Raw genomic sequence first — 12,239 nt, forward strand, 5'->3', positions numbered from 1 at the left:
TCAGGCGAAGAAACTAAGAATGGTATTGATCACCGTACGCTGATTAACGTCAGACATATTATAGAACAGCGGCAGGCGCACCAGACGCGCGCTTTCCTGGCTGGTGAAGCGGTCTTCACCGGCAAAGCGGCCGAAACGATCGCCCGCCGGGCAGTCATGCAACGGAATGTAATGGAACACCGCCATGATTTCGGCTTCTTTCAGATAATCGATAAACGCCGTGCGGTCTTCAATATCACGCAGTTTGATATAGAACATGTGCGCGTTCTGCACGCAGTCCGCCGGAATGGTCGGCAATACGATGCGGCCGGCCTCGGCCAGCGGCAGGAAGCTGTCATAATAGTTCTGCCATAGCGCCAGGCGGCGCTGGTTGATGCGATCGGCAACCTCGAGCTGACCCCACAGGTAAGCGGCCTGCAGATCTGACATCAGATAGCTGGAGCCGATATCGCGCCAGGTGTACTTGTCGACCTGCCCACGGAAGAACTGGCTACGGTTGGTGCCTTTCTCGCGAATGACTTCCGCCCGGTCGATCAGCGCCGGATCGTTAATCAGCGTGGCGCCACCCTCACCGCCTGCGGTGTAGTTTTTGGTTTCGTGGAAGCTGAAACAGCCAATATGGCCGATGGTGCCGAGCGCTTTACCTTTATAGGTCGACATCACGCCCTGAGCGGCATCTTCCACCACGTACAAATTGTATTTTTTCGCCAGCGCCATGATGGTGTCCATCTCGCAGGCCACGCCGGCGTAATGAACCGGCACAATGACACGGGTCTTATCGGTGATCGCCGCTTCGATTTTGCTCTCATCGATGTTCATGGTGTCCGGGCGCAGATCGACAAATACCACTTTAGCGCCGCGCAGCACGAAGGCGTTGGCGGTTGAAACAAAGGTGAAGCTCGGCATGATCACTTCATCGCCCGGCTGAATATCCAGCAGGATCGCCGCCATCTCCAGCGAGGCGGTGCAGGAAGGCGTCAACAGCACCTTCGGACAGCCAAAACGCTGCTCCATCCACTGCTGGCAACGACGGGTAAAACCTCCATCGCCACACAGTTTGCCACTGCTCATTGCAGCCTGCATATACTCAAGTTCGGTGCCAACAACCGGTGGTGCGTTAAATGGGATCATGTTTTCCTCTGTATAACCAATACGAGGTGCTTTCGATAGCGGCACCCTGTCGTTGATAGAGCCGTAACGCGGCGATATTACCTATCTGGGTGGCGACCCGCAGGCGCTGCAGCGACCGGCACTCTGCCATTGCCGCCGCCATCAATCGGGAGCCAATCCCTTTGCCGGATGCACCGGGGAACGCCGCTAAAAGGCCGATTCGCGCCTCCTGGCCACCGATATCACGCAGGCTGACAAACCCTTCAGGCTGCCCGGCCTCGTCCAGCGCCAGCAGGCACTGGTGGTCAAAAGTCCCCAATACCGCTTTTTCTATCCACATGGCATAGAAACGGCCACTGTCATGAACGCCATACCAGGGCGCGCGAAAACGGCTGGCAGTGAACACCTTGGCCGCCGCGTCACGCAGCGCCGGGATATCGCCCGGCACTGCCGGGCGAATAGCCCCTGGCGGCACGGTCTGAGATGAAGCACATTCCGTGCCGATGTTCAGTACCAGATCGACTTCACCTTCAACCAGTTGAAACCCCAACCTGGCCAATCCATCCGCCCAGGCCGTTTGATGGGCAGGAATTTTGGCCTGCACCAACGTGTAGGCGTTCAAATCGGTTTCAGCGAGTATGGGGGCTGCCGTGGCAAAATTAAGCTTTGCGCTGTTAAGGGCAAAAAACTCGGTTTCCCAGGCTAAGGGCTCAATACTGGCGCGGACGTGCATGCAATAAATCCAGCAGGTACTTACCGTAACCGGTTTTGAGCAAGGATTGCGCGGCGCGTTTCACGCCATCATCGTCCAGCCAGCCATTGCGCCATGCTATCTCTTCCAGGCAGGCAATTTTAAAGCCCTGACGTTTTTCCACCGTCTGCACAAAGCTGCTGGCTTCCAGCAGGCTGTCGTGGGTGCCGGTATCCAGCCAGGCGAAACCACGGCCCAGCAGCTCGACGGTCAGCTCACCACGCTCCAGGTACATCTGGTTAATGCTGGTGATTTCCAACTCGCCACGCTCGGAAGGTTTGACCTGTTTGGCAAACTCCACCACCTGATTATCGTAGAAATACAGGCCGGTCACCGCCCAATTGGATTTAGGTTGCTGCGGTTTTTCCTCGATCGACAGTGCGCGGAAATTATCGTCAAATTCCACCACACCGAAGCGCTCGGGATCCATCACCTGATAACCGAACACGGTAGCGCCTTGCGTACGGGCGGCGACAGTTTTCAGTTTCGGGCTAAAACCTTGGCCAAAGTAGATATTATCACCCAGCACCAGGCAGCTCGGCTCGCCGGCCAGGAATTCTTCACCAATTAAAAATGCCTGTGCCAAGCCATCTGGGCTAGGTTGTTCGGCATAACTGAGGGTAATGCCGAACTCTTCTCCGGAGCCCAGCAAACGTCTGAATGAGGGTAAGTCTTCCGGGGTGGAGATGATCAGAATGTCGCGGATACCCGCCAGCATCAGCACCGACAGCGGGTAGTAAATCATCGGCTTGTCATATATAGGCAGCAGTTGCTTAGATACGCCACGGGTAATCGGGTGCAGGCGTGTGCCGGAGCCGCCCGCCAGAATAATACCTTTCATACTCACTCCAGACTCCACAGAGCCGCCAAACGGCAGCGGCCTCGCTAAATTTAGTCGGATAAACCTAAACGTTCACCCGCATAGGAACCGTCCTGAACGCGCCGCCACCAGGTTTCGTTGTTCAGATACCAGGAAACCGTTTTGCGGATGCCGCTTTCAAAGGTCTCCTGCGGCCGCCAACCCAGTTCCCGGTCAATCTTTCCGGCATCTATCGCATAACGCATATCATGGCCAGGGCGATCCTTGACGTAAGTAATCAGGTCGCGGTATTTCTCAATGCCCTGCGGCTTGTTCGGTGCCAGTTCTTCCAGCAAATCGCAGATGGTGTGTACCACCTCGATATTCTTGCGCTCGTTGTGGCCGCCGATATTGTAGGTTTCGCCTACCACGCCTTCGGTAACAACCTGGTACAACGCGCGCGCGTGGTCTTCAACATACAGCCAGTCGCGCACCTGCGCACCGTCGCCGTACACCGGCAATGGCTTGCCGGCAACGGCATTGAGGATCACCAGCGGGATCAGCTTCTCCGGGAAGTGATACGGACCGTAGTTATTGGAACAGTTGGTGACGATGGTCGGCAGGCCGTAGGTACGCAACCAGGCGCGCACCAGATGATCGCTGGAGGCTTTAGAAGCCGAATATGGGCTGCTTGGTGAGTAAGGCGTGGTTTCAGTGAACAGATCGTCCGTACCGTGCAGGTCGCCATACACTTCGTCGGTGGAAATGTGGTGGAAACGGAAATTCTGCTTTCTCTCCGCATCCAGCGGATGCCAATAATGCCGAGCCGCCTCCAGCAGGGTGTAGGTCCCCACCACGTTGGTTTCAATAAATGCCGCCGGGCCGTCGATCGAACGGTCAACATGGCTTTCCGCCGCCAGGTGCATGATCACATCCGGCTGATACTGGGCAAGCACCCGATCCAACGCCGCGCGATCGCAGATATCCACCTGTTCAAACGAATAACGTTCGTTGTCGGCAATCACCGCAAGCGACTCAAGATTGCCCGCGTAGGTGAGTTTATCTACCACCATGACGCTGTCTTGCGTAGCGTCGATGATATGCCTCACGACTGCGGAGCCAATAAAGCCGGCCCCCCCAGTGACTAAAATACGTTTCAACGCCATACCCCTTTGGTATCCACTACCCAGGATTGCGTAATTTCTTCCGGCCTGATCGCTTTGAATTGCTTATGGTCGACCAGCATTACGATCACATCCGCCTGCTGCAAGGCATCGGCCAACGCTTTCAACGTCACATGGCCGGCCAGGGATTTCGGCAGATGATCAACATTGGGCTCCACCACCAGCGTTTCGCCTACGTGCCAGTCTGCAATCAGATGCGCCACTTCCACCGCCGGGCTTTCGCGCAAATCGTCGATATTCGGCTTGAAAGCCAAACCGAAACAGGCAATTTTCACTTCTGAAGCGCGCTTGTCGCTGGCCGCCAGGCAGTCGGCAACGGCGGCTTTCACACGATCAACCACCCACAGCGGTTTCCCGTCATTCACCAGACGCGCGGTATGGATCAGGCGCGCCTGCTGCGGATTTTGCGACACGATAAACCACGGATCGACCGCAATGCAGTGGCCACCGACGCCAGGACCCGGCTGCAGGATATTCACCCGCGGATGGCGATTCGCCAGGCGGATGAGTTCCCAGACGTTGATGCCCTGTTCGGCGCAAATCAGCGACAGCTCATTCGCAAAGGCGATATTCACGTCGCGGAAGCTGTTTTCGGTCAGTTTGCACATCTCGGCGGTGCGTGAATTGGTCACCACGCATTCGCCTTCAAGGAAAATCTTGTACAGCTCGCTGGCGCGAGCGGAGCATTTTGGCGTCATGCCGCCAATAACGCGATCGTTTTGAATCAGCTCAACCATCACCTGCCCCGGCAGCACACGCTCCGGGCAATAAGCGATATTGACATCGGCGGCTTCACCCGCCTGCTGCGGGAAGCTGAGATCGCTGCGCGCCTCGGCCAGCCACTGCGCCATCTGTTCGGTCGCCCCCACCGGCGAGGTGGATTCCAGGATAACCAGGTCACCCTTTTTCAGTACCGGCGCCAGTGATTTGGCGGCGGCCTCGACATAAGCCAGGTCTGGCTCATGATCGCCTTTAAACGGCGTCGGTACCGCAATCAGAAAAGCATCCGCGGCCAAAGGTTTGGTCACCGCTTGCAGGTAACCGCCATCGACGGCCTCTTTAACCACTTTATCCAGATCGGGCTCAACGATATGAATCGCACCGCGGTTAATGGTATCTACCGCATGCTGGTTAACATCTACGCCCACCACTTTTTTCTTGCGAGAGGCAAACGCCGCCGCCGTTGGCAGACCGATGTACCCCAGGCCGATAACCGAAATAGTGTTAAAACTCATAGTGTCACCTGATGATTCTTCAAAGCTGCGAGAATACGCTGGCAGGCATGCCCGTCACCGTAAGGGTTATGCGCCCGACTCATGGCGTGATATTCCTTTTCGTCCGTCAACAGCCGGGTAACCGCATCGACAATTTTAGCCACGTTGGTACCGACCAGGCGGACCGTGCCCGCATCCACCGCTTCCGGCCGTTCGGTAGTGTCACGCATGACCAGCACAGGTTTGCCCAACGACGGCGCCTCTTCCTGGATACCGCCGGAGTCGGTCAGGATCATATAAGCGTTAGCCATCAAATACACAAAGGGCAAGTAATCCTGCGGATCGATCAGGATGATGTTATCGATCCCTTTCAGAATGCGGTTGACCGGCTCGCTGACGTTCGGATTGAGATGCACCGGGTACACCACCTGTACGTCAGGATGGGTGCGGGCAATTTCCGCCAGCGCGCTGCAAATCCGCTCAAACCCGCCGCCGAAGCTTTCGCGGCGGTGGCCGGTCACCAGGATCAATTTCTTGCTGGCATCCAGGAACGGGTAGCGCTGCGCCAGGCTGTCATGCAATGCGGCATCGCCCATTACCCGATCGCGCACCCAGAACAGCGCGTCGATAACCGTGTTGCCGGTAACGAAAATATGATCGTCCGGTAACAGTTCGCGCAGCAGATTCTGGCGTGAATTTTCCGTCGGTGCAAAATGATACATCGCCAGATGGCCGGTCAGCTTGCGGTTGGCCTCTTCCGGCCACGGCGAGTACAGATCGCCGGTGCGCAAACCCGCCTCCACGTGTCCGACCGGGATACGCTGATAAAAAGCCGCCAGGCTGGTCGCCAGTGTGGTGGTTGTGTCACCGTGGACCAGCACGACATCCGGTTTGAAATCTTCCAGAACGCCTTTCAGGCCTTCCAAAATACGGCAGGTAATCTCACTCAGTCCCTGGCCGGGCTTCATGATATTCAGATCGTAATCCGGCACGATTTCAAATAACCGCAATACTTGATCCAACATCTCACGATGCTGTGCCGTTACGCAGACTCTTGATTCAAAGGCTTCATCCTGAGCCAGGGCATGTACCAGCGGTGCCATTTTGATGGCTTCAGGTCTGGTGCCGAAAACAGTCAACACTTTCACAGCGAATCTCTTTTGGTCGGTTAACCGCAGGCATACCTGCGAATTGGGCGTTCGCACGCCCATAAGCGAATTATTATATTATTTTTAATTACGCGGGCGGCGCACCAGGGCAATACCTGCGCCAACCAAAGCGCCCATCGCGCCCCACATGATCAACCAGAATACCCGCCGCGGGCTGTCACGTTTTACCGGTTCTTCCGGGGTCCGCAAATAGCGGTAAGTCTGAAATTTCTCATCCAGCGTCGGGCCAACATTCAATGTCGACAGCATCGCACGATTTTGATCGTAATCCAGATCGTAAGTCGGCCCTGAAGCCTGCAGCCCTTCCAGACGCGCCTGCAGCATAGGTTTCCCCAGCAGGAACAGATCGGAATCCGGCAATTGTTCGGCCGGCGTATCGGTTTGAGTCCGGCTGATGCCCTGCGTATCGGCAATTTTCAGCGCCTGCTCAATAGTGTTCAGCTCGCGCTTGTAAACCGCGTCCGCCACCGCCTCCTGACGCTTCACCTGCGCCTTCATCGAAGTCGTGCGGGCAGCCCATGCGCCCTGGATTTCTTCATTCAGGTGCTGGGCTGCGCGATGGCTGGCGAATGCCACGTACTGGCGCAACAGGTGATTGGCGTCCGCCGCAGTTTCCGCCGTCAGCTTCACGCCGTCATTGGGCACTTTTTTGTCATCACGCGGCGTGAACTGAACGTTGTTAATCAGTTCATCGAGCAATGCCGCATCGGCGCGCGCATCACCTTCCTGACGCTGTTTGTAATAATCGCTCTGCAGCCAGAAATCGCGACGCGTATCGTACGCCGCCAGCTGCATAATGAATTCATTATAGGCTTCGTCAGCAATGCCCGGCTGCTCAGCCGAGACCGCCGGCAGAGTGCGCACATCCAGATTACGCAGGAATTGTTGCTGGGAATAATAGCCGCCCAGCGCATTCACCGTTGGCCGGTCGGTAATCGCCGCGGCGCTCCATTCCTGCTTCACCAGGTAGGAGACGACCAGCGCAACCACCGCGAACAATGCCGCAGTGCCGATAATCCATTGCTTGCCGCGCCACAGGGTACGACACAGGCCACGGATATCGAGTTCGTTATCCACTGCCGGGATATTCTTGTCAGACGTTGTTTCTGGATTCATCACTGCCCAAAAGCCTCTGGTTAAGATACTTGCTTATTGTCGGTCGAACGCCGTAAACGGCGCTTGATACGCTTAATGTAACGTGCAACACGCCAGGCGCGTTTGATGCAATAACCGTACAAGAAGAAGGCAAGCAAGAATAATGCCAACATCACCCATTCAGGAACAAAAGTAAGACGTTCGCCAAGCACGCCAATTGCCGCCAGCAGCGCTGCCGCCAGGGTAATCAGTACGAAAGCCTGCCGCGGCGTAAAACCTGCGCGCATAATCAAATGGTGGATGTGTTGACGATCGGGGGAGAAGGGGCTCATCCCCTTGCGTAAGCGACGGTACATGATCGCAATCATGTCCATCAGCGGAATAGCGATAATCCACAGGGCGGTAACCGGATTGATGGAGTGGACTTTACCCTGCGAACTTTGCAGCAACAACCAGATGGCGGTGAAGCCGATCAGCGTACTGCCTGCATCCCCCATAAAGACCTTATACCGGCGGCCAAGAATGCCGAGGTTAAGCAGGATATAGGGAACGATGGTGGCAATCATCGCGAAGCACCAGAACGCCAAATCGGCATGGCCGCTCAGGTACAGCAAAACACCCAGCGCGCCGAAAGAAACGCACGAAAGCCCACCCAGCAGACCGTCAATGCCGTCCACCATGTTAAAGGCATTAATCGCCGCCCAAACGGCAAACAGCGTGACCAAATAGCCGAAGGGCCCCAACTGCATTTCCCAGTCGCCCAGCACATGGCCGAAACTGCGCAGATAGAGCCCGGCGAAGGCCATCATCGCAATGCCAACCAATGCCTGAACCAACGCGCGAATTTTCACGCTGATATCGAAACGATCGTCGAGAGCACCAACGAACACCAATATACCCGCACAGGTGAGGTAAAGTTTACCGTGCGCAATCGTTTGGTCAGAGATAAGGAAGGCAAAGCACAGCCCGGCATAAACGGAAATACCGCCGACAAGAGGAATTAACCCCTGATGACGTTTACGGTAATTAGGTTTATCAACCAGGCCAATACGTTTTGCTGCTTTACGGGCAACAAAGAGAAACGCCAAAGAAAACAGGAAAACAAATAGAATTTCAGTACTCATAGTGAGTAAGTTCACAGTTAACAGATCTCTGTAGAAGATAAGGCAGCTTAACACGGGCGACAGGTTGCGCCATGGGATCCCGCTACCTTTCAGTCATTTCCTATGACAACAGCCATTCATTCTTACGCCAATGTGTGTGCCCGCCGTTTCGACAGCAACAAAGCGCGAACGGCAAAACGCCGACCGCAAATAAGATGAATTCTCAGTAAGTCACAAAAAACTTACATTTCCATTTCTGTTACTTATCGTATCCGCCAAATGCAAAAAACGCCACGACTAGGCGTGGCGTTCTCTGAATTTTTTACTCAATTATGAGCGCATCGTCATTATGAGCGCTTCATCATATCGAAGAATTCATCGTTGGTCTTGGTCATGGCCAACTTGTTAATGAGGAACTCCATCGCATCAATCTCGCCCATCGGGTGAATGATTTTACGCAGGATCCACATTTTTTGCAGTTCTTCAGACGTGGTGAGTAACTCTTCTTTACGGGTACCGGAGCGGTTGTAGTCGATCGCAGGGAATACGCGCTTCTCAGCGATTTTACGCGCCAGATGCAATTCCATGTTGCCGGTACCTTTGAACTCTTCGTAGATAACCTCGTCCATTTTGGAACCGGTATCTACCAGCGCGGTAGCGATGATGGTCAGGCTACCGCCCTCCTCAACGTTACGTGCCGCACCGAAGAAACGCTTAGGACGATGCAGGGCGTTGGCATCCACACCACCGGTCAGCACTTTACCGGAAGCCGGGACCACGGTGTTGTAGGCACGCGCCAAACGGGTGATGGAGTCAAGAAGGATGATAACGTCTTTCTTGTGCTCAACCAGGCGCTTGGCCTTTTCGATCACCATTTCCGCAACCTGGACGTGACGGGAAGCCGGCTCGTCAAAGGTAGAGGCGATGACTTCACCCTTCACCAGACGCTGCATCTCGGTCACTTCTTCCGGACGCTCGTCGATCAGCAGCACCATCAGCACACAGTCTGGATGGTTGTAAGCGATGCTCTGCGCAATGTTCTGCAGCAGCATGGTTTTACCGGCTTTCGGTGGAGCAACAATCAGACCACGCTGACCACGGCCAATCGGAGAAGCCAGGTCCAGCACGCGGGCTGTCAGGTCTTCGGTTGAACCGTTGCCGCGTTCCATCCGCAGACGGGAGTTGGCATGCAGTGGGGTTAAGTTCTCGAACAGGATCTTGCTGCGGGCGTTTTCCGGTTTGTCGTAGTTGACTTCGTTAACTTTCAACAGGGCAAAATAGCGCTCGCCTTCTTTTGGCGGACGAATCTTACCGGAAACGGAGTCACCTGTACGGAGGTTGAAACGGCGGATTTGGCTAGGGGATACGTAGATGTCGTCGGGGCCTGCAAGGTAGGAACTGTCTCCAGAGCGGAGGAAACCAAATCCATCCTGCAATATCTCCAACACGCCATCGCCGAAGATATCTTCTCCACTTTTCGCATGCTGCTTAAGGATGGAGAAGATAATGTCCTGCTTGCGCATACGGGCAAGGTTTTCCAGCCCCATATTTTCGCCGAGAGTAATCAGCTCAGAAACCGGCGTATTCTTTAATTCGGTAAGATTCATAGTGGTGGGTTCTTAAACTCGGGGTGTGTCTCGAACTTCTATCGTGAATGGTATGGCAGCGTGATACGTGCCTGTTTACTGGACGTTCGACCACCGGGCGCTAGCTGTCAAGGTAAGAAATGGCTTACAGGAGACGCGCGCATTGACGGCTTAAGATCGAAGGTACCTTAAAATTGATTTTGCAAAACCGTTTGATTGCTAAAACACGGGTTGAGTTCATTTTACTTTCAACACCAGCGGTTCAGCACAGAGTATAGCTTTAGATTCAAACTCTTTAGATTTAAAACTTCGGGCAAGTTCTATATGCAGTGTGGCTAAACTTAACACGCTTATTGGCAGGCGTCTAGCGGTGAATTTAAATCCCCGCCAGACGCCTGAATATCCCCATTGTCTCTGAAGCGACAGCGTTATTGGCTGTTGCTTTAAACCCATAGGATATAGGACGTTACGCCCGATTACAGATTCGCGTTAAGGAAATCTTTGAGCTGACCTTTGGACAGTGCGCCCACCTTGGTCGCTGCCACTTCACCGTTTTTGAACAACAACAGCGTCGGGATACCGCGGATACCGTACTTCGGTGCGGTTGCCGGGTTTTGGTCGATATTCAGCTTGGTGATGGTCAACTTGCCTTCGAACTCAACGGCAATTTCATCCAGAATCGGAGCAATCATCTTGCACGGCCCACACCATTCAGCCCAGAAATCGACCAGGATTGGCCCTTCAGCTTGTAGCACGTCGGTGTCGAAGCTGCTGTCAGTCAGGTGAATAATTTTATCGCTCATGTTCTACTCCACAGGATGTATGTCTACCTTGTTGGTGTAGCATTAACCAACCCAAGGTGATTTTATTTCACCGCGTTTATTTCAACGGATGTGCTTTCGTAAAGCAATAGTTAGCTGATATTCTACCACACTATGAGCAAAACACACTTGACCGAACAGAAGTTTTCCGACTTCGCCCTGCACCCGTTAGTCCTTGAAGCCCTTGAAAAAAAAGGGTTTCACCATTGCACGCCTATCCAGGCGTTAGCATTGCCGCTCACGCTCTCCGGGCGTGACGTTGCAGGTCAGGCGCAAACCGGTACCGGAAAGACGTTGGCATTTTTAGCGTCTACTTTTCACTATTTGCTTTCTAACCCGGCGAAACAGGATCGCCAGACCAACCAGCCGCGTGCCTTGATCATGGCGCCAACGCGTGAACTGGCGGTGCAGATCCACTCCGATGCGGAAGCCCTGTCCCAATCCACCGGCCTGAAACTTGGCCTGGCTTACGGCGGCGACGGCTACGACAAACAGCTGAAAGTGCTGGAAAGCGGCGTGGATATCCTGGTGGGTACTACCGGTCGTTTAATCGATTACGCCAAACAGAACTACATCGATCTGGGCGCGATCCAGGTCGTAGTGCTGGATGAAGCCGATCGCATGTACGATCTGGGCTTTATCAAAGACATTCGCTGGCTGTTCCGCCGCATGCCTGCGGTCGATCAACGCCTGAACATGCTGTTCTCTGCCACCCTGTCCTATCGCGTACGCGAACTGGCTTTCGAGCAGATGAACAACGCTGAATATGTAGAAGTGGAACCGGAACAGAAAACCGGCCACCGCATTAAAGAAGAGCTTTTCTACCCGTCCAACGAAGAAAAGATGCGCCTGCTGCAGACGCTGATCGAAGAAGAGTGGCCGGACCGCTGCATCATCTTCGCCAACACCAAGCATCGCTGTGAAGACGTCTGGGGCCATTTGGCGGCCGACGGGCACCGCGTAGGCCTGCTGACCGGCGATGTGGCGCAGAAAAAACGCCTGCGTATCCTGGAAGACTTCACCAAGGGCAACCTCGATATTCTGGTCGCCACCGACGTCGCCGCCCGCGGCCTGCACATCCCGTTGGTTACGCACGTATTCAACTACGATCTGCCTGACGACTGCGAAGACTATGTTCACCGCATCGGTCGTACCGGCCGTGCCGGCGAAAGCGGCCATTCCATCAGCCTGGCCTGCGAAGAGTACGCGCTCAACCTGCCGGCGATCGAAACCTATACCGGCCACAGCATTCCGGTGAGCAAGTACAACAGCGACGCGTTGCTGACTGACTTGCCTGCGCCGAAACGCCTTGCGCGTCCACGCGGCGGCAACGGCCCACGCCGTAATTCCGCACCACGCCGCGGTGGCAGCGCGCCACGCAATAACCGTAAACGTCCAGGCTGATAA

Annotated in this window: 11 protein-coding genes; 1 reads left to right on the forward strand and 10 read right to left on the reverse strand. The window is 54.8% G+C overall.

Annotated elements, in window-relative coordinates; genetic code table 11:
• From rffA to trxA, 10 genes are all read right to left on the reverse strand, one after another.
• Positions 1-1,131, reverse strand: a complete 1,131-nt coding sequence (rffA, locus tag ACUTSW_RS19205) for a dTDP-4-amino-4,6-dideoxygalactose transaminase (protein WP_062869211.1) — start codon at positions 1,129-1,131, stop codon at positions 1-3.
• Positions 1,118-1,843, reverse strand: coding sequence for a dTDP-4-amino-4,6-dideoxy-D-galactose acyltransferase (rffC, locus tag ACUTSW_RS19210; protein ID WP_445585100.1), 726 nt, complete (start codon positions 1,841-1,843; stop codon positions 1,118-1,120). The genes rffA and rffC overlap by 14 nt, the downstream gene beginning before the upstream one ends.
• The gene (rfbA, locus tag ACUTSW_RS19215) at positions 1,821-2,702 is read right to left on the reverse strand and encodes a glucose-1-phosphate thymidylyltransferase RfbA (protein ID WP_006323006.1); all 882 of its coding nucleotides are present in this window, start codon (positions 2,700-2,702) and stop codon (positions 1,821-1,823) included. Before rfbA ends, rffC begins: the two co-directional genes overlap by 23 nt.
• 50 nt (positions 2,703-2,752) lie before the next feature.
• Complete coding sequence (gene rffG, locus ACUTSW_RS19220; protein ID WP_201087281.1) at positions 2,753-3,826, reverse strand: dTDP-glucose 4,6-dehydratase; 1,074 nt, start codon at positions 3,824-3,826, stop codon at positions 2,753-2,755.
• On the reverse strand, positions 3,817-5,079 hold the full coding sequence (wecC, locus tag ACUTSW_RS19225) for a UDP-N-acetyl-D-mannosamine dehydrogenase (protein WP_445585101.1): 1,263 nt from the start codon (positions 5,077-5,079) through the stop codon (positions 3,817-3,819). Before wecC ends, rffG begins: the two co-directional genes overlap by 10 nt.
• A complete protein-coding gene (wecB, locus tag ACUTSW_RS19230) occupies positions 5,076-6,206 on the reverse strand; it encodes a non-hydrolyzing UDP-N-acetylglucosamine 2-epimerase (RefSeq protein WP_006323003.1) in 1,131 nt (376 codons plus the stop codon). Before wecB ends, wecC begins: the two co-directional genes overlap by 4 nt.
• Before the next feature lie 84 nt (positions 6,207-6,290).
• On the reverse strand, positions 6,291-7,343 hold the full coding sequence (gene wzzE, locus ACUTSW_RS19235; RefSeq protein WP_004950878.1) for an ECA polysaccharide chain length modulation protein: 1,053 nt from the start codon (positions 7,341-7,343) through the stop codon (positions 6,291-6,293).
• Between the two features lie 20 nt (positions 7,344-7,363).
• A complete protein-coding gene (wecA, locus tag ACUTSW_RS19240; protein WP_086012850.1) occupies positions 7,364-8,461 on the reverse strand; it encodes a UDP-N-acetylglucosamine--undecaprenyl-phosphate N-acetylglucosaminephosphotransferase in 1,098 nt (365 codons plus the stop codon).
• Between the two features lie 311 nt (positions 8,462-8,772).
• Positions 8,773-10,032, reverse strand: a complete 1,260-nt coding sequence (gene rho / locus ACUTSW_RS19245; protein ID WP_004950874.1) for a transcription termination factor Rho — start codon at positions 10,030-10,032, stop codon at positions 8,773-8,775.
• Between the two features lie 455 nt (positions 10,033-10,487).
• Positions 10,488-10,814 (reverse strand): thioredoxin TrxA, encoded by a 327-nt coding sequence (gene trxA, locus ACUTSW_RS19250; protein ID WP_062869208.1) that lies wholly within the window; start codon positions 10,812-10,814, stop codon positions 10,488-10,490.
• A 132-nt stretch (positions 10,815-10,946) separates the two neighbouring features.
• On the opposite strand from trxA, the gene rhlB reads away from it, so the two are divergent.
• Entirely contained in the window at positions 10,947-12,236 is a 1,290-nt protein-coding gene (rhlB, locus tag ACUTSW_RS19255; protein WP_062869207.1) for an ATP-dependent RNA helicase RhlB, read from the forward strand.
• Positions 12,237-12,239 lie beyond the last annotated feature (3 nt).

The sequence above is a fragment of the Serratia sp. TSA_198.1 genome (assembly GCF_052686505.1).

Bases quoted from the DNA above. Each gene is read 5' to 3' on its own strand.
- rffC (WP_445585100.1), bottom strand. From the start codon at position 1,843: ATGCACGTCCGCGCCAGTATTGAGCCCTTAGCCTGGGAAACCGAGTTT.
- rffG (WP_201087281.1), bottom strand. From the start codon at position 3,826: ATGGCGTTGAAACGTATTTTAGTCACTGGGGGGGCCGGCTTTATTGGC.
- trxA (WP_062869208.1), bottom strand. From the start codon at position 10,814: ATGAGCGATAAAATTATTCACCTGACTGACAGCAGCTTCGACACCGAC.
- wzzE (WP_004950878.1), bottom strand. From the start codon at position 7,343: ATGAATCCAGAAACAACGTCTGACAAGAATATCCCGGCAGTGGATAAC.
- rffA (WP_062869211.1), bottom strand. From the start codon at position 1,131: ATGATCCCATTTAACGCACCACCGGTTGTTGGCACCGAACTTGAGTAT.
- wecC (WP_445585101.1), bottom strand. From the start codon at position 5,079: ATGAGTTTTAACACTATTTCGGTTATCGGCCTGGGGTACATCGGTCTG.
- rho (WP_004950874.1), bottom strand. From the start codon at position 10,032: ATGAATCTTACCGAATTAAAGAATACGCCGGTTTCTGAGCTGATTACT.
- rfbA (WP_006323006.1), bottom strand. From the start codon at position 2,702: ATGAAAGGTATTATTCTGGCGGGCGGCTCCGGCACACGCCTGCACCCG.
- rhlB (WP_062869207.1), top strand. From the start codon at position 10,947: ATGAGCAAAACACACTTGACCGAACAGAAGTTTTCCGACTTCGCCCTG.